This window comes from Flavobacterium sp. IMCC34518 (assembly GCF_027111095.2).
In the GTDB taxonomy this organism is placed as follows: Bacteria; Bacteroidota; Bacteroidia; order Flavobacteriales; family Flavobacteriaceae; genus Flavobacterium; species Flavobacterium praedii.
In genome coordinates, this window is record NZ_CP114284.2 from 562981 (window position 1) to 586336 (window position 23356).

The following is a 23356-nucleotide window of genomic DNA, read 5'->3' on the forward strand; positions in this document are numbered from 1 at the left end:
ATCTAAGGAGAAAATAATTATCTGCCTTAGGATTTTCCTCATAAAAACTAAAGTTTTTTTTACATATATTTGTAACTGATTAAAATTTCTAATCTTTAATCTTATCACAATAAGGCTATATGCCGTAGATGAAAATCTTTAGTCCTGCTTCGGTGGGACTTTTTTTTTGTAATTCAAAAAAGTCTTGTGTAACAAAAGTTACTGTACACCCTTAATTCCTGTTGTACTTTTGCTTTATCAAAAATCATTAGAATTTTAAACTATGACACTAGAAAATATAATCAAAGAAAAAAAAGGCACTATCGTAGATGTGCGAACTCATGAAGAATTTATGGGAGGCCATGTTGCTGATTCTATCAACATTCCTTTGGGCGAAATCCAAAACCGATTGGAAGAAATTCAAAACCTAAAAGCTCCTCTTGTACTTTGTTGCGCCTCCGGAAACCGTAGCGGACAAGCACAACATTATCTATCCCAAAAAGGAATTGACTGTTATAATGGCGGTTCGTGGCTAGACGTAAACTATTATCAATCCAAATAAAATAAAATAAAACATAAAATGATTAAGACACTTCAAAAATTATTCGGTTTCGGAGCAACTGTAGACTATGCCGACCTTGTCAAAAAAGGTGCCATTATCCTTGACGTAAGAAGCAAAGGCGAATATGCCGGCGGACACATCAAAGGTTCCATAAACATTCCTGTAGATGTTTTAAAAAACAATTTGACTCAATTGAAAGACAAAAACAAAACCATCATTACCTGTTGTGCCTCTGGAATGCGAAGCGCATCAGCAAAAAGCATCTTAAAAACCCATGGATTTACTGATGTCCATAATGGTGGTGGATGGAGTAGCCTAAAAAATAAAATCTAAAAAAAATGGAAGCACACTATTATAACGTAGATCTAAATTGGATAGCCGATAGAAAAGGAGCAATTTCATCTCCGGAACTCCAACAAACTATTGAAGTGGCCACTCCTCCAGAATTTCCAAAAGGAATAGAAGGCATTTGGTCACCAGAACATTTATTGACTGCTGCCGTAAATAGTTGCTTTATGACTACTTTTTTGGCTATTGCCGAAAATTCAAAATTAGAATTCATTAGTTTTAATTGTAAATCAAAAGGCAAACTGGAACAAATAGACGGTAAATTTTTAATAACCGAAGTAATCCTCGAACCTACACTAATAATCACAAAAGAATCTGATAAAGATAGAGCCGAAAGAGTTTTACAAAAATCGGAAGCTGCTTGTTTAGTATCCAATTCCATAAAATCAAAAATCATATTGATTCCTACAATCCAATTTTAAATTACAATTGAATGCAGAACTAAAGCCTCTTATGAGGCTTTAGGCATTTCTACTCTTTTCTTTGTCAAGTATTCTAAAAATCATTTGACTTACAGCAAAATAAAAATTACTTTTGCAGCAGTTTAACTTTTACACACAAAATGAAGCCTAACACACAACAATTAAACGATTTAACTATCCAAGTAAGAAGAGATATTCTTCGAATGGTTCATGCTGTCAATTCAGGTCACCCAGGAGGTTCTCTAGGATGTGCAGAATTTCTTGTAACCTTGTACCAAAATCTAATGGATCGTAAAGAAGGATTTGACATGGACGGTATTGGAGAAGATGTTTTCTTCCTTTCAAACGGACATATTTCGCCTGTATTTTACAGCGTTTTGGCAAGAAGCGGCTATTTTCCAGTATCGGAATTAGCGACTTTCCGATTGATCAACACTAGATTACAAGGACACCCAACTACCCATGACAGTTTACCTGGAGTACGTATTGCTTCTGGATCATTAGGTCAAGGATTATCTGTAGCAATTGGTGCGGCTCAGGCAAAAAAACTAAACGGTGACAATCATATCGTTTATACACTTCACGGTGATGGTGAACTACAAGAAGGTCAAAACTGGGAAGCCATCATGTATGCTTCTGCAAAGAAAGTAGATAATGTAATTGCGACTATCGACCTTAACGGAAAACAAATTGACGGAACTACAGATGAAGTTTTGTGTATGGGAAGCCTAAAAGCTAAATTTGAAGCATTTGATTGGGACGTTCTTGAAATAAAAGAAGGAAACAACATCGAGGCTATTATTGCTGGAATGACAGAGGCTAAATCTAGAACAGGAAAAGGAAAACCAGTTTGTGTATTATTGCATACTGAAATGGGTAATGGAGTAGATTTTATGATGTACAGTCATGCTTGGCACGGAAAAGCGCCTAATGATGCACAACTAGAAAATGCTTTGGGTCAAAACACATCCATTTTAGCAGATTATTAAATAATTTTAAATTTTGAATTGTAAATTTTGAATTCGACTTCAAAATCTTTCAATTTTTAAATTTTTAAATCTTTGAATTTAAAATACATGAAAAAATATACAAATACAGGAAGTAAAGATACTCGTTCGGGTTTTGGAGCGGGAATGACCGAATTGGGTCAAAAGAATGAAAATGTTGTGGCTCTTTGTGCCGATTTAATTGGATCATTAAAATTTGATGATTTTAAAAAAAATCACCCAGAGCGTTTTTTCCAAATTGGAATTGCAGAAGCAAACATGATTGGAATTGCAGCTGGATTAACTATTGGAGGAAAAATTCCATTCACTGGAACTTTTGCTAACTTTTCTACAGGAAGAGTTTACGATCAAATTCGTCAATCTGTTGCTTATTCAGACAAAAATGTAAAAATCTGTGCTTCTCATGCAGGATTAACACTTGGAGAAGACGGAGCTACTCACCAAATCTTGGAAGATATCGGATTAATGAAAATGTTGCCTGGAATGACTGTGATCAACACTTGCGATTACAACCAAACCAAAGCGGCTACTTTAGCATTGGCGGATCATCATGGTCCAGCTTACTTACGTTTTGGACGCCCAGTTGTGCCAAATTTCATGCCAGCTGATGAACCATTCGTAATTGGAAAAGCAATTCTTTTAAGCGAAGGTACTGATGTAACAATCGTTGCTACTGGACATTTGGTTTGGGAAGCTCTTATTGCCGCTGAAGCATTGGAAGCAAAAGGAATTTCTGCCGAAGTAATCAACATTCACACCATTAAACCACTAGATGAAGAAGCGATTCTAAAATCATTGGCAAAAACCAAATGTATCGTTACTGCCGAAGAGCATAACATTCTTGGAGGTCTTGGAGAAAGTGTTTCTAGAGTACTAGCATTAAACCAACCAGCTCCACAAGAATTTGTAGCTGTTAATGATAGCTTTGGAGAATCTGGAACTCCAGAACAATTAATGGAAAAATACAAATTGAACAATCAAGCGATTGTTGAGGCTGTAGAAAGAGTGATCAAAAGAAAATAATTTTTGCTTATAAATATAAAATCCCATCTCATATAAACTGAGATGGGATTTTTTTTTGCAAAAATTTAAGTTTCTATATTTTTTCGATAAACATATTTTATCTACCGAAAAAATTCTGCTTGTCTTTTCAAAATAATAAAACCGACAAACATGTTAAGGCTTAACATTTTTTTATTTATCTAATTATTAGTTTGTCTTTGAATACTACTTTATTTTCAACACTTAAAGTGTAAAAATAAAAGCCCGATTGTAAATTACCAACTTGTATTTTAACGATGTTATCATTCGAATCTCCTTTGAATTCAATAGGCGATCCTATTAATCTACCGTTTATATCGTAAAGTTTCAATTGAATATTATTTTCGCTATTTGATTTAACAGCTATATTAACAAAATCATTTGCAGGATTTGGATAGGCCATTGCTGAAAATCCTTTTGATAAATCAAAATCTATAGTCGATAAATTGGAATTGATATTTGCCGTAAATGAAGAGCTTACGATACCTCCAAAACCATCATTGGCACTAACGGTAATCAACGTTGAACCTGCTTTTTTTGCTAAAACTGTTAAGGTTGTTCCAGAAAGGGAAACATCAGCAATAGTTCCGTCAGCTATGTCTACGGAATACGCTAATACATCAAGATCAGCATCCGAAAATACATCTAGTAGATTGAATTCTTTTTGATTAGAAATGATGATCGATTGTGTTGCAATTGCTTGTTTAACTATTGGGAAAGCATTTAGTTTTTCTACAGTCAATTTCCCATTTACATAAGTGATGCTATAGTTTATCGAAATAGCATCGGCAATAGTGATTGCATATTCACCTGCAATAGTATTAGCATCGGCTAGAGTACTTATTGTAGGCAAAGCAGTCAACGACTGAGCGGTATCTTCATATACAAAACCATTATAGGAAGCTGTCAATTCTGGATTTACTTCTTTGTATTTTTTTGTTTTATTATCAGCTTTAATTGTCAACTGAGCTTTATTAATTGTAATGCTTTGAGAAACATTTTGAGCTGCTAAATAAAAGTCATTTCCGGTTTGTGAAGCCGTTATTGAAGCCGTTCCAGCTCCTATAATTTTTAACTTTCCGTCAATTATTTTTACTACAGTTTCATCGGAACTACTAAAAGAAACGACTAAGTTGGAAGTTGAATTTGACGTTAATTCAATCGGAAGATCACCGTACGTTTTTGGCGAAAAAGCATCAAATACGATAGTTTGTTCTGATTTTTTTAACTCAAAACGAGCAATTACTGGACCGTGATCGGAAGTAGTGTTTACATAGTTTGAAATATCAATTCGCGGGTCATAAACGGCTATTGAATTTGGAACATACTCCTCTTTTAATTCATTCGAAGTAATAATATGATCTAGAAAACCTCCTGAGCTTAAAAAACTATAAGAACCCGCTTTGCTAATATCTAAAGTCAATGCACTATAGCGATCAGTATCTTCTACTAATTTTTGGTATGAAGATGGATTTCCAGCAATTACAGAAGCTTTTACATCATCATTATAATCTCCTAAAATCATGAAATTGGTATTCGGATAATTGACATCCAAACTGTCTTTTAAGAACTCGACATCATACTTTCTCATATTGTATTTTGAGATGTCAGTTCCGCTGTTGGCACGGGCATGAATGTCTATAATGTTGATATTCTTCTTAACTCCAGCTATATTAGTTTCAATTTCAACCATATAAGGCAAACGTCCTGAAGCAAAAAAGCTACTACTATTACCACCTGGATAATTAGCCAAAGTTGTGTTTCCTGCACGAATGTTATCGTATAATTCAGTAAACATCACTCTTGATTTTTTAACTTTTGTAGTTTGGGTATTATAAAGTACCACTAGTTTTTGTGGAGGAAAATTAGGATCTGGTGTACTGAATGAATACGACCATGCAGGTGAAATTGTTTTGTCAAAAGTTTTACCATTGATATTCAATTTTTGAATTAAAATATCCAGTGAAGGTTCGTCTGAAACTTCTTGAACAACGTAAACATCTGCATTTAATTTGTTCATTACTTTGGCAACATTGTCAATTTGTAAAGCATCGTCTGTTGGGCCAAATTCAACGTTGCTTGTGTTTTTAACATCACTTCCAAAAAATTCTAGGTTATAAGAAACGATATCAAAAGTTTCTGATTTTGGCCAAGAAGAACCAGAAAAAGATCCTATTTGTTGGTTCAGCCCTGTAGCAGCAACCGTCAAAGTACCCGATAGGCTTAAAGATTTAGTCAAAGGTGTAAATCGAGCATAAATGGTTTTGCCAAGTAATGCTTCAGCTTCAGAAACTAATACATTAGACTGAAAAGTAAGATTGTCTGCAGATAGTTCAAAATCGGCAGGAGCTGTAATTGTAACATCACCATATCCTCCAGCTTTAAACACAAAAGACTGACTAACAGAGGTTGTGTTAGGAGCCGTATCACCAAAATTTAAATTGGGGTTTGAAGCTAAAAAAGTAGTTTCATTGGTAATGCTAATATCGTCAATGGTCCATTCTGCAGCATTATTTGAATCATTTGTAATTGTTTCATAAACCCAAGCCAAATAGGTATGGTTTGTTTTATACCCTTCCAGATTAATGTAATTGGATTGTTTAAAAACACCTGTTGTGGTTGGAAAATCTCCTTCTAGTGGTGTCCAGGTAGCAGTTTCTGGGCTACTTATTCCATCATAATCTACAGAAACCATTAATTTTAAAGTAGAACCAGCATAAAATTTACGGGAGTAAAATGACACAATTGGGAATTTAGAAAAGGTATCTAAACGCAATTTAGGTGAGATTAACCAATCCTTACTGGCTCCAACTTCGGTATAACCATTTATTTGGATTGCTGCTGGTGAACTGTTAAAACGGCTGCTAGTACTTGTCCATTTAATATTATTTCCAGCTACACTGTAAGCTGTCCAGCCACTGTTTGATAAAACATTTACATCATTAAAATCTTGAACATAAGGATAGATACCAATACCTGACAAAGAAACTATTTTATCCGAGGCTCCTGTTGATTGGTGCGTTATTTGTCCTGTGAAACTGCCAGTTGTGTTGGGAGTAAAACGCACATAAACACTTGGTGTATTATTAGCATCAAAATCTGTTGTAGCAAAAGTTAATGAGGTTTGAAAATTAGCATTTGCGTCTTTCGAAATGGTGAAATTTCCAGCTGAAGTAAGAGTTACACCACTTGAAAGATTAGATGCTTGTATTTGATAACTTAGGGTATTTGAATCAAAATTTTGCTCAGAAAAACCTAATTCCAAGGAGCTGATTGTTGTGTTTATTGAAGGAACCAGTACATTGGCAGTCCTAACATCAAGTTGATTGCTATCTGCTTGACTATTTCCATAAGTATCTTCAGCAATGGAGTAAAGGGTATAGTTTGTATTTAGATTAAGGCCAGTAATATTTTTTGTATAAACTAAAGATGCATCAGTAATGTTAATCACATCAGCTTGCAATGCGGAGTTTCCGTTAGCATCCAAACCAGCTTTAATTTGTGCAACACTTGGTTTAGCACTTCCTCCTGCCAAAAGAACATAATATGTTTTTCCTATTTCGTTTATTTGAGTTGAAAAGTCAAATCCATTAGAAAGTACATTATCTATTTTTGGAAAGCCCGTTATGTTTATAGGAGCGATAATGTCATTTTGTACACTAATATTATCAATGGCAAAAGAAGGACGACCACCTGATCCTGAATTTTGCTTAGAAATCCACCTGATTTGAACAATACTTTGATTTTCGCATTCAACAGGTAATGTAACTTTTATAGTTTGAGGATTCACGGGTGTTGTAACTGCAGTGATTTGTTTGGTGGTATTGCTCAAATAGGCGGTTGATGCAAGAGTTGTAAAAGCGGCAGTTGTACCTACTCTATATTGCAAAGCCATTTCTGATATGCGGGTATTGGATGTGCCATCATACATATTACGGATTACCATAGCATCATATTGCACAGTTATTCCTGTTTTTCCAGTAGTTTCTAAAGCAAGACCTATAGTTAAATCTAGAGAAGAAGAGTTTTGAAAGCCTATTTTTCCATCATAATTATGAACATTACCACTATTGGTAGCTGCGGTGCTACTCGCGGTTAAGCTTCTGTCTGCCACTATAGTTGCATTGGTATTATAGGAAGAACCTGGGGCGATACTTGTTGTCCATCCTTGAAAACCTAATGGGTAAGCAATTGCATTGGCTGCTAGTGTACTAAAGTCCTGTGTGTAGGGTAAAGTTTGTGGTGTTGGTTGTGTTTGTGCTAAAAGTGAAAAAGAAAAGCAACAAAATAGCATTAAAAAAGCCATTAAAAAACGATTGGGGTAGATGTGTTTCATTTGTTTAAAAAATTGAGTTTTTAGAAAACAAATTTACATCCGCTTACATTAACTGGATATTATGAAATCAAAAAGTTATAGTAAGTTTTTTATATATTTTTTTAAAATTTCACTTTCTATTTTTTTTTAGCGAAATGAGTTGTTGTTTTTTAATTTAAGAATTATATACTTTTTGCACACATTTTTTTAAATATTTTGAAAGCAGGGAATATCAAGGTTTAAATTGACATAAATTACAAAAAAAGCTGTCCGAAAATCAATTTCCGAACAGCTATCTTTTGATAGTTCTTCAAACTATTTTTTTATTAAAATTTTGTGTGTTTTATTTTTAGAATCATTATTTTCTTTAATGAAGTAAATATTCTCACTTAAGTTTTGTAAATCTATAGTCGTTGTTACATTCGCTTCCGTTTTGAATGTCTTTAGAACTTGCCCTAACATATTTACAACTTGAAAATCACTGTTTGAAATAGATTTTATATTGATAATTCCTTGACTTGGATTTGGATAAATCAATATACCAGAATTAGTTTGAAAGTTCTCAATTCCTAAAGTTGTTACCGATATACAGTTTGATGTTACCATACAAGCTCCAATTGTTATTTCTACTTTGTAATCACCAGTTTGGGTTGGTGCAAAAGTATTGCTATTAGTTCCAATAGGTGAATTATCAGAACATTTATACCATTGATAATTTGCACCAGTTTGAGTTGCAGTTAGAGTTCCAGATACCTGTGTTACAGTATTGTCTAAATCACACAAATCATTAATAGCAATAGTAAATGCTTTTTCAAAAAACAGCCCGCCTTGATCTGTTGTGCGAATTAGAACAGAATACGAAGATTTGGATTCAAAATCAGGACTCGAATTGATAGTTAAATCATTTCCAGAAATAGAAAACGAAACATTATCGGTATCACCCGCTCCCGCTACTAAGGAATAAGTATATGAACTTCCCGAATCAGGATCGATAGAAGACAATGTTCCCTCAGTGGAATTGGCAATTACATTTTCATTAATCGAAGAAGCCGAAAGCACTATATCGGTTGGTGTTTCATTTACATCATTAATAGTAATAGTGAATTGTTTTTCGAAAGTTAAACTTCCATCCGAAGTACTCACACGAACCGAATACGAAGATTTGGTTTCAAAATCAGGACTAGCAGTAATTCTCAAATTCGAACCGCTGATATTAAATGATGCGTTGTCCGTGCTTCCTGTACCTGCAACAAGCGTGTACGTAAAGGTGTTGGCGGCATCGGCATCTGTAGCAGACAAAGTTCCGACAGTTGAATTACCCGCCACATTTTCGTTAATGGACGAAGCCGAAAGTGCTATGTCTGTTGGTGATTCATTAACATCATTGATGGTGATGGTAAATGCTTTTTCAAAGAATAATGCCCCTTGATCGGTCGTTCTTATTCGAACCGAATAAGAAGATTTGGTTTCAAAATCAGGACTGGAAGTGATTCGTAAGTTTCCACCGCTGATATTGAAAGAAGCATTGTCCGTGCTACCTGTACCGGCAACAAGCGTGTAATTAAAGGTGTTGGCGGCATCGACATCTGTAGCAGACAAAGTTCCGACAGTTGAATTGGAAGCCACATTTTCGTTAATGGACGAAGCCGAAAGTGCTATGTCTGTTGGCGTTTCATTAACATTATTGATGGTGATGGTAAATGCTTTTTCAAAGAATAATGCCCCTTGATCGGTCGTTCTTATTCGAACCGAATACGAAGATTTAGTTTCAAAATCAGGGCTAGAGGTGATTTGTAAGTTTCCACCGCTGATATTGAAAGAAGCGTTGTCCGTGCTTCCAGTACCTGCAACAAGCGTGTACGTAAAGGTGTTGGCAGCATCGACATCTGTAGCAGACAAAGTTCCGACAGTTGAATTGGAAGCCACATTTTCGTTAATGGACGAAGCCGAAAGTGCTATGTCTGTTGGCGTTTCATTAACATTATTGATGGTGATGGTAAATGCTTTTTCAAAGAACAATGACCCTTGATCAGTGGTTCTTATTCGAACCGAATACGAAGATTTAGTTTCAAAATCAGGACTAGCAGTAATTCTCAAATTCGAACCGCTGATATTAAATGATGCGTTGTCCGTGCTTCCAGTACCTGCAACAAGCGTGTACGTAAAGGTGTTGGCGGCATCGACATCTGTAGCAGACAAAGTTCCCACAATTGAATTGGAAGACACATTTTCATTAATCGCAGAAGCAGAAAGTGCTATGTCTGTTGGCGTTTCATTCAAGTCATTGATGGTGATGGTAAATGCTTTTTCAAAGAACAATGCCCCTTGATCAGTGGTTCTTATTCGAACCGAATACGAAGATTTAGTTTCAAAATCAGGACTAGAGGTGATTTGTAAGTTTCCACCGCTGATATTGAAAGAAGCGTTGTCCGTACTTCCTGTACCTGCAACAAGCGTGTAAGTAAAGGTGTTGGCGGCATCGGCATCTGTAGCAGACAAAGTTCCGACAGTTGAATTGGAAGACACATTTTCGTTAATGGACGAAGCCGAAAGTGCTAGATCTGTTGGCGTTTCATTAACATTATTGATGGTGATGGTAAATGCTTTTTCAAAGAACAATGCCCCTTGATCAGTGGTTCTTATTCGAACCGAATACGAAGATTTAGTTTCAAAATCAGGGCTAGAGGTGATTTGTAAGTTTCCACCGCTGATATTGAAAGAAGCGTTGTCCGTGCTTCCAGTACCTGCAACAAGCGTGTACGTAAAGGTGTTGGCAGCATCGACATCTGTAGCAGACAAAGTTCCGACAGTTGAATTGGAAGCCACATTTTCGTTAATGGACGAAGCCGAAAGTGCTAGATCTGTTGGCGTTTCATTAACATTATTGATGGTGATAGTAAATGCTTTTTCAAAGAACAATGCCCCTTGATCAGTGGTTCTTATTCGAACCGAATACGAAGATTTAGTTTCAAAATCAGGACTAGAGGTTATTTGTAAGTTTCCACCGCTGATATTGAAAGAAGCATTGTCCGTGCTACCTGTACCTGCAACAAGCGTGTACGTAAAGGTGTTGGCAGCATCGACATCTGTAGCAGACAAAGTTCCGACAGTTGAATTGGAAGCCACATTTTCGTTAATGGACGAAGCCGAAAGTGCTAGATCTGTTGGCGTTTCATTAACATTATTGATGGTGATGGTAAATGCTTTTTCAAAGAACAATGCCCCTTGGTCAGTGGTTCTTATTCGAACCGAATACGAAGATTTAGTTTCAAAATCAGGACTAGCAGTAATTCTCAAATTCGAACCGCTGATATTAAATGATGCGTTGTCCGTGCTTCCTGTACCTGCAACAAGCGTGTACGTAAAGGTGTTGGCGGCATCGGCATCTGTAGCAGACAAAGTTCCGACAGTTGAATTGGAAGCCACATTTTCGTTAATGGACGAAGCCGAAAGTACTAAATCGGTTGGAGCACTATTGGCATCTGTTACAGTGAATATTGGATTAATTCCAGAGAAGTTTGCTCCCCCTGGACCGATGTCATAAGTTGTAGTCTCATTGCTATCCCAATTAGCTTTATCACAAATTGCATTTAGTAATGCTGCTTTTGTACCTGATTTTATACCTGTGTAGATATTGTTGTCGCCATGGAGACCACCAACTACCAAAGTATTACTAATATTTAAAGCAATGGCGTTTGTTCCAAGTGTAAGTGAAGGAGGTAAATAAGAATTAGTATTGCTGGGCGTTCCCGATCCTGAAACTAAAAATTCACCTATTTTTTGAGTAATACCAAAATGGGTTGAGGGAAAAGGATTAGTCCAGCCAAAAACGAAACTACTAACAGACTTAGGATTACTACCCTGATAAACGAACCAGTTGTCGCCACTTCCACTTACGGGAATAACATTATTCACAAGCGAACTTGTAAATCCAGTAATGCTTATTGTACCTGTAAGGCCCGTAACAGTTGGTATTCCGTCGGGGTTTCCTGCGATGGTAAATCTAATAACTGTTCCAGCTGGAATTGCAGAAGTAGTGGTCCAAGCGATGGAACCCTCTGAGTCAAAACCCGTTGAAGTGGTACCAAATGTGCTTGTAACCTCATCATAACCGTAGTCTGTTATACGGATAATAGTTCCCGAAGCTATATTAACTAGAGAAACAATAGCCATCTCTTGTGGCGCTACTGCACCTCTATTGTAACCAATAATAGCAATGTCACCAGGTGATAACGTAGTTTGAGCATTTAAAGTAAATATTAGACTAAAAAAACAACCGATTAATAGTAATTTTATTTTCATAATACATTTATTATCAAAGTTATAAAAATAAAAATGGACTACTTTGCAATAGTCCATTTTTATTTATTAATTAAGGTCTTGAAGGAAAAATTCCCTGCCAACAAATTATATATTGCATTGCAACAAAAGGAGGCACTGTTGGCAACGGTGCTGGTCCAGTTCCCCAGGGTGTAAGTTGCAAACCTGTTGGGTCAAAATTCAAAGTATTGTTTACCGTTGAAGTAACTCCTATTAAATTTTGATTTGGTGCGGCATTGGTGTAAAGATTAGGGTCTCCAGCGCCACTGGTATCAACTGTTTTTCCCAAAACATTATTGGTTGCTGAAGGAGTCGAATTAGCTCCCGCACCTGTGCTAGCTTGTAGTACCGTGTTTACTGACACTGTACCTGTTAGGTTCGATCCTGATCCTTTTACTATTGTATGCGTATGAGGAGGCATATTCGCAGCTGTAATTGGGGTTGCTTGTAAGCCTCCAACTTGTCCTAATGTATAGGTGCCTCCTGGATGCGAACCAGAGATATTTGTACATTGTGTTGGAAATGCTCCTCGCAAGTCGGGAAGTTTGAATGTGTTTGTTCCATTTCCACCATAAGTAGTTCCCAGAATAGCAAATAAAGCGGTGTATTGATTGACCGCTAAAGTTTGCCCCTCACAGGTAAAATAGCCTACAGGTGCAAAATTGCCTGCAAAAAGTTTAATAGCTCCTATTAATTCGTCATCCATGATTTTTTTATTTTTATAGGTTAATATTTTATTTAATAGATATAGAGGGCTGTAAATCAAGTTATCATCACCTTAATTGCCTATACCAAAGTTAGTTGAAGAATAATTGAACTATAATTAAAATGTTACAATGAAGCCATTTGATGTTACGAAATAAGAAAAATATGTCATAATGAAGGTTTTTATTAAATGGTATCTTTTTTTTAAAACTTAATAACCAACTATATTTGCTTTTGAAAAACAAAAAAATATGCACCATCATTTTCTACTTAATAAGCCCTACGGATTTTTAAGCCAATTCATTTATGAGTTAAAAAGAAAAAAACGCCTTTTAGGAGAACTCTATGATTTTCCTGCAGGAACGATGGCAATAGGTCGCTTAGACGAAGATTCTGAAGGTTTGCTATTGTTGACAACCGATGGCAAAATGAGTGAAATCATTCGAAGCAAAAAAGTCGATAAAGAATATTACGTACAAGTCGATGGGATTATAACTCAAGAAGCTATAGAAAAATTGAAAAATGGTGTAGAAATTGGTTTTAATGGTACAAAATACACAACCAAACATTGCGAGGCTTTTATAGTAAATGAAATTCCTAATTTTGGAGTAAGGGGCAAAAAGATAAGGGACGAACGCCACGGACCCACTTCTTGGGCTTCTATAACGGTCAATGAAGGTAAGTTTCGACAAGTGCGAAAAATGACAGCAGCAGTTGGTTTCCCTACCTTACGATTAATACGTGTACGAATAGGAAATATATATTTGAATGATTTGCAAGCTGGTGAAGTCAAAGAAGTTGATGCTTTTTTTCCAACTGCCACTTCCAACCTCTAACTTCCAACCTCTAACTTCCAACCTCTAATTTCTAACCTCTAATTTCTAACCTCTAATTTCCAACCTCTAATTTCTAACCTCTAATTTCTAACCTCTAACCTTATTTTATGCTAAATATCGTTCTCGTAGAACCCGAAATCCCTAATAATACTGGAAATATTGGTCGCTTGTGTGTAGGCACCGAAAGCCGTTTGCACTTAATTCACCCTTTTGGATTTGTGATAAATGATAAAAATCTAAAGCGTTCCGGATTGGATTATTGGGTACACCTTGACGTTACAGAATATCTAAATGTAGCCGAATGGATATCGCAAATCCCTGACCAATCGAGAGTTTTCCTGATGAGTTCCCATGCCGAAAGATCGTATTTGGAAAATCAATTCCAAGACGGAGATTGGTTGGTTTTTGGTAAAGAAAGTGTCGGATTGAGCGATGCTGTTTTGGATTTGTTCGACTCTAATAATCAATTAACAATCCCAATGTCTCCATTAATCAGGAGTTTTAATATTGCCAATTCGGTTGCTTTTGTGGTTGGAGAAGCAAAGAGACAGATTTCAGTTGCTAAATTTTAGTCGGCAGTTTGCAGTTGTTAGTGTTTCAGTTTTTATAAGCTAGTATACTTTGTGTTCCTTTCGTAAACCTATGCACCCTTTGCGGTTAATTTTTTTACCACAAAGAAACATAAAGTTATTTTGTTGCTTTTGCGACCCTTGCGTAAATCTTTGCGCCCTTTGCGGTTATTTTTTTTTCAAGGATATTAGTTTCCCTCCGGGGTTAGGGGATTTTTAGGTAATAACAAACTTCCCTTTTTCACTGTCAAAAACAATATGTTCGTCTTTGAATAAAGTATTAAAACTCCCTTTGCTAATTAAGTTACAAGGTTCGTCTTGAACAACCGTCTCTGGAGTCATAATAATCATTTCGTCACTCAATTGTATGGCCATATCAATATCGTGAGTCGAAAATAAAATGCATTTTCCGGTTTCGTGAGTCAGTTTTTTTAAGAGTTTAAGCAACGAAACTTTGTGTAATAAATCCAAATGAGTAGTAGGTTCATCCAAAATAATTAAAGGAGTGTCTTGTGCCAATGCTCTTGCAATCAAAACCTTTTGCAACTGTCCGTCACTGATTTCGTAATGTTTTTTTTGGGACAAGTGACCAATTTGCGTCAACTCAATTGCCTCTTGAACAATTTGAATGTCTGCATCCGATAAAGTTCCAATCCAATTGGTGTATGGTTGACGTCCCAGCGCTACCAATTCAAAAACGGTTAAATTACTCGGAGGCAATTTTTCAGTCAAAACCATACTTAAGTTTTGGGCTAGTGCCAAAGGTTCGTAACTGCTTATTTTTTTATCGTTCAACAAAACAGTTCCCTGCAAAGGTTTTTGAATTCCGGTAATAGTTCGTAATAAAGTTGATTTTCCAATACCATTTGCCCCAATCAAAGCAATCAGTTTCCCTGCTTGTAAGTTCAAGTTGAGGTTTTCGGCAATGATTGTAGTTCCTTTTTTGGAGGAATAGCCAATACTTAAATTTTGTGTTATTAGGATGTTGGTTGTCATACTTTATTATGAATTATTTACTTATTGAAAAGTGAATTAAACACATAGGAACATAGATTTAATATAGAAAATGAAAGACGCTTCGCTCAAGATAGTTTTCATAGTGCTATGTGTATAAAAATTTGTTCTTTAATTATCTAATTTACAGTAGTATAATTCTGTATTTCTATGTGTTTAAATAAATTAATTTAAAAGACAAAAAAATAAGCACATAAGGACCTAGAGATTTATTATTTTGGAAGAAGCTTAAAAAAATCATTTACAAATGTTTTTTGTCCTTCTTTGAAAATATTATAACAGTTAAAATTTATGATTATTCCTTTAGGGGCCTTTAAAAGTTGCATATAGGTAAGAAGTTGCGCTTCAAATATAGAATTCATTTCTAATACAGATTTTAATTCTACGACTATACAATTTTCAATGAATAAATCACATCTAAAATTAGTTGTTAGCTCTTTAGTTTTATAAAGTATTGGTACATTCATCTCTGTGTGAAAATTTATTTTCCTCTGGGATAGTTCTTCTATCATACATTGATGATATACGCTTTCAAGTAATCCTTTACCAATAATTTTTTGCACTTCAATAGCAGAACCAATTATTTCATATGTTAATTCATCTAAATATTTTTGAGTAATCATTTAATTCTGTTTTTGTTTTAAATATATGTTGATTGTATTGAAAATTATTTTTTCTAACTCTTTGACCGTAAAATACTAAATCATAAAAAGGGATAATCTTTTTTTGGAGTATCCATCTATGTGAAAAGTAAAACGACTATATTAACTCTAACGAGCGACTATAAATTCTATGTCTCTATGTGTTTAAAAATAGTATAATCACTTAAAACTCCTCTTTCGAACCAACAACCAAATCACCACCGGAGCACCTAATATCGAGGTAATAGCATTGATTGGCAAGGTCATTTCCATTCCAGGCATTTGAGAAACCACATCGCATACCAACATAATTGCCGCTCCAAATAGCAAAGTACTCCAGAATAAAATAGTATGATTACTCGTTTGAAAAACCAATTTGGCGATATGAGGAACTGCTAATCCAATAAAAGCGATAGGCCCCGCATAAGCCGTTATACTTCCTGCCAAAATACTCGTTGCCAAGATGATAATAAGTCTTGCTTTATTGAAATTCAACCCCATACTTTTGGCGTAATTTTCACCAAGGAGTAGTGCGTTCAAAGGTTTGATGCTGAGCAAGCTGAGGAATAATCCCAACAGGACGCAAATGGTTAAAATAAGAATGGATGACCAAGACAAATTACCCAAATTGCCCATTGACCAAAAAGTAAATTTCTGCAATTGTTCCGCCGAACTGAAATAGGTAAGAACGCCCACAATGGCACTGGTAAAACTGCCAAACATCAGCCCAACAATCAAAATAGCCATAGTGTCGCGTAGTTGTTGCGAAACCAATAACACCAATAACAAAACCGTGGTGCTGCCAAGCGTAGATGCCAAAACGATTCCGTAGGGAGACAATAAAATAACACTCAAAAAAGAAGGCAATACACTGGCTCCTAATATTACAAAAGCTACCCCCAAACTCGCTCCTGAGCTGAGTCCCAAAACATAAGGTCCAGCAAGTGGATTTCGGAATAAAGTTTGCATTAAAAGCCCGCTAATCGACAACCCCATTCCAACCAAAACTGCCGTTATCGCTTTGGGTAAACGGTAGTTGATAATGATGTATTCCCAAGTCGATTTACTGGCTTGACCACCTGTCAAACTCGTGTAAATTTCCTTGAAAGGAATAGTAATTGAGCCCAAACTGATATTGATAAAAAACAGGAAAATGAGCCCTAAAAAAAGCAATGAGAATAAGATCGTATTTCGTTTTGGATTATTCAATTTGTATTTAATTCAGTTTTTGAGCAAAAGTAAAATTATAATCGGGAAGCAATTCAGGATGAAAAATTTTGATGTAATCTTTCAATACCAAATCAGGTCTGGATGGTGATAATTCATAAAAAACGGTTCCCCCAGTAGCTCCCAATTTTCCTTCAAAAGTATAAATAGTTTTGTTTGTAAAAGCATCAAACTGACTGTAATGTGGGTTTGCTTTTTCCAATTCAGATAATGATTTGAAGGAACCTGTCGCAATCCAGAAATTAGCTGTTTTTCCTTTATCTAATATATTTTCAAAAGACAATCCAAGACTCCCTGTGCCTTCAAGTGATGCCCAAAGATAATTGGCTTTGGCATCTCTCATAAATTGAGCGACCCAGCTATTGCCTCTGGCTACAAACCATTGGTCTTGGTACATTGAACCATACAAAACAGTCGATGTTGGTTTTTTGGTGGCAACCAAAGCGAGAGCGTTGTTGTATTCTTTTACAATATTCTCGAATAAAATATCTGCTTCTTTTTCTTTGCCAAATAATGCTCCGTACAATTTCAGCCATTCCGCTTTTCCAAGTGGAGATTGCTCCATCCAATCCGCTTGGATGAGTACATTTAAACCGCTTTTTTGTAAATTCTCAAGAGTGGGATTGTTGTTGTCAATTCCAAAAGTCACGATGAGGTCTGGCGCTAGTTCAATAAGCTGTTCGATATTGAGTTTTTCGTTTTGACCTACATTTTTAACGGAACCGGCATCGATTAAGGCTCTCGTTTTTTCGGATGAAACATAGTCGGTATGAGGAAATCCAATCAGTGATTTTTCTACGCCCAACATTTCCAAAAAAGGAATATTGGTGGTCGAAGTCACAACAATAGATTGCAATGGAACTTGAATTTGAGTATATTTTTTTAGGCTGTCTGGAACGATTCCGTTTTTTTCTTTTAGAATATAAGTAAAATTTTTAACAGCATCCGGCCAAGGATTTTTTACGGTTACTACTGTATAACCTTCCTGTTTATAGATGGCTAAATTTTTAGCAAATTGAATGCTATTTAAAGCAGTGGTATCATTTAGAGTGTCCTTTTTTTGATTTTTTTGGCATCCAATAAAAGAAAAGAGAATGCAGACTAAAAGAACTTTGTAGAATGAAAATCGCATAATATATTTTTTACAATAACGGCAAAGGTATATTAATTTATAAATTTCTTGTTTAATTTTTACAGTAAAAAATAAGACAAACGTTATCTTTACCAAATGAATATTGTAAAAGAGAAATATTGTTCTGCTTGTAAAATGCCTTTTAATTGTGGTGATACATTGGAAGGAGAGAAATGTTGGTGCAATAATTTCCCTGCGCTTTTCGCCCCTTTGGAGAGTGCAGATTGTCTTTGCCCAAGTTGTTTTACCAAGGCTTGTTCAAACAAAATAGACGAATTTGTGGCTACAATAACTCCAGAAACCGCCATAGGAAATAAAGCTTCGTTATTACCCGAAACCGCCAATATTATTGAAGGAATTGATTATTATTTTGAGGACGGAAACTATGTTTTTAAACCTTGGTTTCATCTCAAACGCGGATATTGTTGCAAAAGCGATTGCACGCATTGTCCGTATTAATACAAAACTAACACTATGGAAAACCAATCCAATATACTGATTTACCAAACTGAAGATGGAGTTACCAAGATTGAAACGCGTCTTCTTGAGGAAACAGTTTGGCTTACTCAAGCGCAACTATCTGAACTTTTTCAAAAGTCTAAATCCACGATTAGCGAACATATAAAAAACGTTTTTGGCGAAGGTGAATTAGATTTTAATTCAACTGTTCGGAATTTCCGAACAGTTCAAATTGAAGGAAACAGACAAGTTGAAAGAGATATAGAATTTTACAATTTAGACGTAATCATTTCGGTGGGTTATCGTGTAAAGTCGAATAGAGGAACTCAATTTCGTATTTGGGCGACTCAACGTTTGCGAGAATACATTGTAAAAGGTTTTACAATGAATGACGAATTACTCAAGCAAGCTGGTGGAGGTAATTATTTTGATGAATTATTAGCTCGAATTCGTGACATTCGTTCTTCTGAAAAAGTGTTTTGGAGAAAAGTGTTAGATATTTATGCAACTAGTATTGATTATAATGCAAATACAGATGAATCAAAACTTTTTTTCAAGACGATACAAAATAAAATGCATTGGGCTGCTCATGGACAAACTGCTGCCGAAGTTATTTATAGTAGGATTGATTCCAGATTGCCTAATCTAGGATTAACTCATTTTAAAGGAGAAAAACCAACTTTTCAAGAGGTAGAAATCGCTAAAAATTACCTCAGCGAGCAAGAATTGAATATCTTGAACAGAACAGTAACGGCTTATCTGGAGTTAGCAGAATTACAGGCGTTAAATCAAAAACCAATGTATATGAAGGATTGGATTGGTCGTTTGGATGATTTTTTGAAAATGACAGGGCAGGAAATACTACAACATTCCGGAAAAGTAAGTCATCAGGATGCATTGGATAAAGCCAAATCCGAATATGATAAATATAAAGAGTTAACAAAAAATGAATTGTCTCCTATAGAAAATGATTTTATAAAACATATTGAAAACACATTGAAAACACAAAAGAAAGGGAAACAAAAATGATATACCTAATTACAGGTGGAGAACGCTCCGGAAAGAGTAGTTATGCCGAAAATTTAGCCAAAGAATTATCTGAAAAACCAATGTACGTGGCCACAGCCAGAAAGTGGGATGAAGATTTCCAGAAACGCATTGACCGTCATCAAAAAGATCGTGATGAACGTTGGGTCAACATAGAAAAGGAAAAGCATTTGAGTGAAATTGATTTCTCCGGAAAAGTCGCTATTGTGGATTGCGTGACGCTTTGGTTGACCAACTTTTTTGTGGACACCAAAAATGATGTTGCTTTAAGTTTGGAACAAGCCAAAGCCGAATTGGATGCCATTGCACAACAAGAAAATGCTACGATTATTATTGTAACCAACGAAATTGGAATGGGTATTCACGCCGAAACACACATTGGCAGAAAATTTACAGAACTTCAAGGTTGGATGAATCAATACATTGCTCAAAAAGCCGAAACTGTTGTGTTAATGGTGTCCGGAATTCCAGTAAAAATAAAAGGTTAGATTTTATAAATTTGGGCGTTACCACAAGGGTCGGGCTATCCGCTATATTCCCGATTAACAAAAACTACGGCAAAAAAGCCTTGTTTTTCTAGATCGGGAGATGCCGCTTTTATCCCTAACGCAAACACAGAATACAACAATGACATTAGATGAAATCATAAAATCCCGTCGCGACACCCGTCATTTTACTCCAGACGAAGTGCCAGATCAAGTGATTCAAAAAGCACTACAAGCGGGACATTTCGCACCCTCTGTGGGTTTGACGGATGCTACCAAATATTACCTGATCAAATCGGCGGAAATTAAAAAAGCGATAAAAGATTTATTTTTAGATTATGATATAAAGGCAGCAAACTTAACAGATGATGAAGGGCAAAAAGCACAATACAAATCTTTAAAATTGGAAGCGATTGAGGAAGCACCACTCGGATTGGTGATTTGTTACGACCGTTCGGTTTTGAATAATTTCACTATTGGAACTGTCGGCAGTAATGAAGCGATAAAATTTAGTGCCGTTTGTGCCGCTCAAAACATTTGGCTTTCATTGACAGAACAAGGCTATTCTATGGGTTGGGTTTCGATTCTAAACTATTATCAATTCAAACAGCTTTTGGGATTACCAGAAAATATAGAACCTCTGGGGTATTTTTGTATTGGTAAACCCGCTACCAATTACGACAACCAACCCATGTTGCAACAACTGAATTGGAAACAAAAGCAAGAAAATCCTTTTATAGAAGAAATTAAGGTTTTAAATGAAAGTAATATTACTCTAAATTCTAATATTTCACCTCAAATTTTAAATTCACAAATTCTCCAAGTTTCCTCAGTGCTCCCCCTTCGGGGGTCGGGGGGCTGGGTTAGGGGGCTTCTTCAACAAAAAATAGACAACAAAACCAAACCAACGGGTTCTCTGGGAGTTTTAGAAAGTCTGGCAAAACAAATTGGAACAGTTTTTCAAACATTGGAACCCCAAATAACAAATCCCAATATAATCGTTTTTGCTGCCGATCACGGAATTGCCAATCATGGCGTGAGTGCTTATCCTCAGGATGTGACCCGACAAATGGTAACTAATTTTCTGGAAGGTGGAGCAGGGATCAATGTGTTTTGTAAGCAGAATACTATTGCGTTAACCATTGTAGACGCAGGAGTAAATTATGATTTTCCAACAAATGCCAATTTGGTATCGGCGAAAATAGCGAAGGGAACACAGTCATTTTTGCAAAGTCCAGCAATGAGTCAAACCGAGTTGGATTTGTGTTTTTCAAAAGGGGCAATAATTGTAAATTCTATTTTTGAAACAGGTTGCAATTGCATTGGTTTTGGCGAAATGGGAATTGGAAATACGTCTACAGCTTCGGTGTTGATGTCTGTACTTTTGGAAATCCCTATAGAAGATTGTGTGGGTAAAGGAACCGGAGTTGTTGACGAAAAGCTACTTCAGAAACAAAACATCCTCAAAAAAGCACTGGAAAATTATAATGGTTCAAATGATTTACAAAGCAAGTTAGCCTACTTTGGCGGATTTGAAATTATGCAAATGGTAGGCGGAATGCTACAAGCCAAAGAAAACAATATGCTCATTTTGGTGGACGGTTTTATTTGTTCAATTGCTTTTTTAATAGCTTATAAAATGAATCCATCGGTAAAAGAAAATGCGATATTCTGTCATTCCTCTGCAGAGCAAGGACATCAAAAAATATTAGATTATTTGGATGTTCGTGCGTTGTTGCAGCTCGATTTGCGATTAGGAGAAGGTACAGGTTGTGCGGTTGCGTTTCCGATTATTCAATCAGCAGTGACATTTTTGAATGAAATGGCGAGTTTTGAATCTGCTGGTATCAGCAAAAAATAAATAAATATGAAGAAACAGTTACATATATTTTTTACCGCTTTGATGTTTTACACCCGAATTCCATGTCCCAAAAACATCGACCACAATCCCGATTATTTAAACAAAGCATCCCGCTATTTTCCTTTAATTGGTTGGATCGTTGGCGGAATTTGCTTTGGAATTTACTATCTGGCATCATTTGTGTTTTCTGTTGAAATTGCTTTGATACTATCGATGATAGCAGGAATTCTAACCACAGGAGCTTTTCACGAAGATGGTTTTGCCGATGTCTGTGATGGTTTTGGAGGCGGTTGGACCAAAGAGAAAATCCTTTTGATAATGAAAGACAGTGCAATTGGTGCTTATGGGGCTATCGGTCTGGTTTTACTATTTTTGTTAAAATTTAAAGCTCTTTATAGCCTGATCCAAACATCTGAAATCGTTAATCTACAATCTACAATCTGCAATCTTTTACTTTTTGTCTCCGCTCATTCCATCAGTCGCTTGGCTGCTATTTCTATAGTATTCACCCATCACTATTCAAGAGAAGATGCATCGAGCAAAAGCAAGCCAATTGCTCAGAATTTCACTTGGAAAGAAGTAGTAGGAGCCTCTTTTTTTGGATTGCTGCCTTTGGTAATTTTGTCTTTTTTTCAATGGCAATTGCTATTGGTATTAGTGCCCGTTTTTCTTGCTCGGTTTTTTCTTGCCCGTTATTTTCAAAAATGGATTGACGGTTATACGGGAGATTGCTTAGGAGCAACGCAACAAGTATGTGAAGTTATTTTTTATCTGTCAATTATAGCGATATGGAAGTTTATTTAGTTCGTCATACCGAAACGGTTTGTGAAAAAGGAATCTGTTATGGTCAGAGTGATGTCGGAATTCGGGAGCCTTATGATGTTGTTTTTGAATCCATTCTGAACCAATTACCACAAGAGGCTATTTTGTATTCCAGCCCATTGCAACGCTGTGCCCTTTTAGCAAATCACATCAAAGAAAATACTCAAATCGATTCCGTTATTCAAGATTCAAGACTGATGGAAATGAATTTTGGGGATTGGGAATTAAAAAGTTGGAACGACATTCCTCGTGAAGTTTTAGACCCTTGGATGGAAGATTTTGTTTCTGTTACAGTTCCTAATGGTGAATCGTTTATAGATTTGGACAATAGAGTTCGAGAGTTTTTGGATGCTGAAACTGAAAAAATGCATACCAAACCGCTAATCATTGTGGCACATTCTGGAGTTATCCGAAGTATTTTGTGCAAAATAAATAATCTTCCTTTGCAAGAAGCTTTTAAAACACAATTGGATTATGGGGTGGTAATTAAAATAAAAATCTAAAATCCATTTGTAAATAAGTTTCTACCAAGAATTGTGGGGGTTTTTAAATTTAAGATTAAAT

At 35.8% G+C, this 23356-nt stretch carries 20 protein-coding genes; 13 read left to right on the forward strand and 7 right to left on the reverse strand.

Annotated features, from left to right (window positions below; genetic code table 11):
* The first annotated feature begins 262 nt into the window (after positions 1 to 262).
* From OZP06_RS02330 to OZP06_RS02350, 5 genes are all read left to right on the forward strand, one after another.
* The gene (locus tag OZP06_RS02330) at positions 263 to 541 is read left to right on the forward strand and encodes a rhodanese-like domain-containing protein (RefSeq protein WP_281239104.1); all 279 of its coding nucleotides are present in this window, start codon (positions 263 to 265) and stop codon (positions 539 to 541) included.
* Between the two features lie 18 nt (positions 542 to 559).
* Entirely contained in the window at positions 560 to 874 is a 315-nt protein-coding gene (locus OZP06_RS02335; RefSeq protein WP_269223516.1) for a rhodanese-like domain-containing protein, read from the forward strand.
* Positions 875 to 879: 5 nt separating this feature from the next.
* A complete protein-coding gene (locus tag OZP06_RS02340; protein WP_269223517.1) occupies positions 880 to 1311 on the forward strand; it encodes an OsmC family protein in 432 nt (143 codons plus the stop codon).
* Between the two features lie 140 nt (positions 1312 to 1451).
* Positions 1452 to 2300 carry a transketolase gene (locus OZP06_RS02345; RefSeq protein ID WP_269223518.1) on the forward strand — a complete coding sequence of 283 codons (849 nt, stop codon included), beginning with the start codon at positions 1452 to 1454 and terminating at the stop codon, positions 2298 to 2300.
* 87 nt (positions 2301 to 2387) lie between these two features.
* A complete protein-coding gene (locus tag OZP06_RS02350) occupies positions 2388 to 3341 on the forward strand; it encodes a transketolase C-terminal domain-containing protein (protein ID WP_281324183.1) in 954 nt (317 codons plus the stop codon).
* A gap of 175 nt (positions 3342 to 3516) precedes the next feature.
* On the opposite strand, the gene OZP06_RS02355 is transcribed toward OZP06_RS02350, so the two are convergent.
* The 3 genes from OZP06_RS02355 to OZP06_RS02365 all read right to left on the reverse strand — a co-directional run bounded on the left by OZP06_RS02355 (position 3517) and on the right by OZP06_RS02365 (position 12700).
* Positions 3517 to 7695, reverse strand: coding sequence for an MBG domain-containing protein (locus OZP06_RS02355; protein ID WP_269223519.1), 4179 nt, complete (start codon positions 7693 to 7695; stop codon positions 3517 to 3519).
* 294 nt (positions 7696 to 7989) lie between these two features.
* Positions 7990 to 11976 (reverse strand): T9SS type A sorting domain-containing protein, encoded by a 3987-nt coding sequence (locus OZP06_RS02360; protein WP_269223520.1) that lies wholly within the window; start codon positions 11974 to 11976, stop codon positions 7990 to 7992.
* A 70-nt stretch (positions 11977 to 12046) separates the two neighbouring features.
* Positions 12047 to 12700: a tail fiber protein gene (locus OZP06_RS02365; RefSeq protein WP_269223521.1), complete on the reverse strand. Its 654-nt coding sequence runs from the start codon at positions 12698 to 12700 to the stop codon at positions 12047 to 12049.
* A gap of 250 nt (positions 12701 to 12950) precedes the next feature.
* On the opposite strand from OZP06_RS02365, the gene OZP06_RS02370 reads away from it, so the two are divergent.
* Positions 12951 to 13535 (forward strand): pseudouridine synthase, encoded by a 585-nt coding sequence (locus OZP06_RS02370; protein ID WP_281324184.1) that lies wholly within the window; start codon positions 12951 to 12953, stop codon positions 13533 to 13535.
* A 107-nt stretch (positions 13536 to 13642) separates the two neighbouring features.
* Positions 13643 to 14107, forward strand: a complete 465-nt coding sequence (locus OZP06_RS02375) for a tRNA (cytidine(34)-2'-O)-methyltransferase (protein WP_269223523.1) — start codon at positions 13643 to 13645, stop codon at positions 14105 to 14107.
* Positions 14108 to 14320: 213 nt separating this feature from the next.
* On the opposite strand, the gene OZP06_RS02380 is transcribed toward OZP06_RS02375, so the two are convergent.
* The 4 genes from OZP06_RS02380 to OZP06_RS02395 form a co-directional block, all read right to left on the reverse strand.
* Entirely contained in the window at positions 14321 to 15100 is a 780-nt protein-coding gene (locus tag OZP06_RS02380) for an ABC transporter ATP-binding protein (protein WP_281324185.1), read from the reverse strand.
* A gap of 230 nt (positions 15101 to 15330) precedes the next feature.
* Positions 15331 to 15741 (reverse strand): GxxExxY protein, encoded by a 411-nt coding sequence (locus OZP06_RS02385; protein ID WP_269223524.1) that lies wholly within the window; start codon positions 15739 to 15741, stop codon positions 15331 to 15333.
* Positions 15742 to 15939: 198 nt separating this feature from the next.
* Positions 15940 to 16968 (reverse strand): iron ABC transporter permease, encoded by a 1029-nt coding sequence (locus tag OZP06_RS02390; protein WP_269223525.1) that lies wholly within the window; start codon positions 16966 to 16968, stop codon positions 15940 to 15942.
* A 7-nt stretch (positions 16969 to 16975) separates the two neighbouring features.
* On the reverse strand, positions 16976 to 18118 hold the full coding sequence (locus OZP06_RS02395; RefSeq protein ID WP_269223526.1) for an ABC transporter substrate-binding protein: 1143 nt from the start codon (positions 18116 to 18118) through the stop codon (positions 16976 to 16978).
* Between the two features lie 96 nt (positions 18119 to 18214).
* On the opposite strand from OZP06_RS02395, the gene OZP06_RS02400 reads away from it, so the two are divergent.
* The 6 genes from OZP06_RS02400 (at position 18215) to cobC (ending at position 23295) form a co-directional block, all read left to right on the forward strand.
* Positions 18215 to 18577 carry a DUF5522 domain-containing protein gene (locus OZP06_RS02400; RefSeq protein ID WP_269223527.1) on the forward strand — a complete coding sequence of 121 codons (363 nt, stop codon included), beginning with the start codon at positions 18215 to 18217 and terminating at the stop codon, positions 18575 to 18577.
* A gap of 15 nt (positions 18578 to 18592) precedes the next feature.
* Positions 18593 to 19606 (forward strand): virulence RhuM family protein, encoded by a 1014-nt coding sequence (locus OZP06_RS02405; RefSeq protein ID WP_281324186.1) that lies wholly within the window; start codon positions 18593 to 18595, stop codon positions 19604 to 19606.
* Positions 19603 to 20112, forward strand: coding sequence for a bifunctional adenosylcobinamide kinase/adenosylcobinamide-phosphate guanylyltransferase (gene cobU, locus OZP06_RS02410; protein ID WP_269223528.1), 510 nt, complete (start codon positions 19603 to 19605; stop codon positions 20110 to 20112). The genes OZP06_RS02405 and cobU overlap by 4 nt, the downstream gene beginning before the upstream one ends.
* A 139-nt stretch (positions 20113 to 20251) precedes the next feature.
* Positions 20252 to 21970 (forward strand): nicotinate-nucleotide--dimethylbenzimidazole phosphoribosyltransferase, encoded by a 1719-nt coding sequence (gene cobT, locus OZP06_RS02415; protein ID WP_281324187.1) that lies wholly within the window; start codon positions 20252 to 20254, stop codon positions 21968 to 21970.
* A 6-nt stretch (positions 21971 to 21976) separates the two neighbouring features.
* On the forward strand, positions 21977 to 22774 hold the full coding sequence (locus OZP06_RS02420) for an adenosylcobinamide-GDP ribazoletransferase (RefSeq protein WP_281324188.1): 798 nt from the start codon (positions 21977 to 21979) through the stop codon (positions 22772 to 22774).
* A complete protein-coding gene (gene cobC / locus OZP06_RS02425; RefSeq protein WP_269223531.1) occupies positions 22759 to 23295 on the forward strand; it encodes an alpha-ribazole phosphatase in 537 nt (178 codons plus the stop codon). Before OZP06_RS02420 ends, cobC begins: the two co-directional genes overlap by 16 nt.
* Positions 23296 to 23356 lie beyond the last annotated feature (61 nt).

Excerpts from the sequence above, each read along its gene's own strand:
- OZP06_RS02330 (WP_281239104.1), top strand. The coding sequence starts at position 263 with ATGACACTAGAAAATATAATCAAAGAAAAAAAAGGCACTATCGTAGAT.
- OZP06_RS02335 (WP_269223516.1), top strand. The coding sequence starts at position 560 with ATGATTAAGACACTTCAAAAATTATTCGGTTTCGGAGCAACTGTAGAC.
- OZP06_RS02340 (WP_269223517.1), top strand. The coding sequence starts at position 880 with ATGGAAGCACACTATTATAACGTAGATCTAAATTGGATAGCCGATAGA.
- OZP06_RS02345 (WP_269223518.1), top strand. The coding sequence starts at position 1,452 with ATGAAGCCTAACACACAACAATTAAACGATTTAACTATCCAAGTAAGA.
- OZP06_RS02350 (WP_281324183.1), top strand. The coding sequence starts at position 2,388 with ATGAAAAAATATACAAATACAGGAAGTAAAGATACTCGTTCGGGTTTT.
- OZP06_RS02355 (WP_269223519.1), bottom strand. The coding sequence starts at position 7,695 with ATGAAACACATCTACCCCAATCGTTTTTTAATGGCTTTTTTAATGCTA.
- OZP06_RS02360 (WP_269223520.1), bottom strand. The coding sequence starts at position 11,976 with ATGAAAATAAAATTACTATTAATCGGTTGTTTTTTTAGTCTAATATTT.
- OZP06_RS02365 (WP_269223521.1), bottom strand. The coding sequence starts at position 12,700 with ATGGATGACGAATTAATAGGAGCTATTAAACTTTTTGCAGGCAATTTT.
- OZP06_RS02370 (WP_281324184.1), top strand. The coding sequence starts at position 12,951 with ATGCACCATCATTTTCTACTTAATAAGCCCTACGGATTTTTAAGCCAA.
- OZP06_RS02375 (WP_269223523.1), top strand. The coding sequence starts at position 13,643 with ATGCTAAATATCGTTCTCGTAGAACCCGAAATCCCTAATAATACTGGA.
- OZP06_RS02380 (WP_281324185.1), bottom strand. The coding sequence starts at position 15,100 with ATGACAACCAACATCCTAATAACACAAAATTTAAGTATTGGCTATTCC.
- OZP06_RS02385 (WP_269223524.1), bottom strand. The coding sequence starts at position 15,741 with ATGATTACTCAAAAATATTTAGATGAATTAACATATGAAATAATTGGT.
- OZP06_RS02395 (WP_269223526.1), bottom strand. The coding sequence starts at position 18,118 with ATGCGATTTTCATTCTACAAAGTTCTTTTAGTCTGCATTCTCTTTTCT.
- OZP06_RS02400 (WP_269223527.1), top strand. The coding sequence starts at position 18,215 with ATGAATATTGTAAAAGAGAAATATTGTTCTGCTTGTAAAATGCCTTTT.
- OZP06_RS02405 (WP_281324186.1), top strand. The coding sequence starts at position 18,593 with ATGGAAAACCAATCCAATATACTGATTTACCAAACTGAAGATGGAGTT.
- cobU (WP_269223528.1), top strand. The coding sequence starts at position 19,603 with ATGATATACCTAATTACAGGTGGAGAACGCTCCGGAAAGAGTAGTTAT.
- cobT (WP_281324187.1), top strand. The coding sequence starts at position 20,252 with ATGACATTAGATGAAATCATAAAATCCCGTCGCGACACCCGTCATTTT.
- OZP06_RS02420 (WP_281324188.1), top strand. The coding sequence starts at position 21,977 with ATGAAGAAACAGTTACATATATTTTTTACCGCTTTGATGTTTTACACC.
- cobC (WP_269223531.1), top strand. The coding sequence starts at position 22,759 with ATGGAAGTTTATTTAGTTCGTCATACCGAAACGGTTTGTGAAAAAGGA.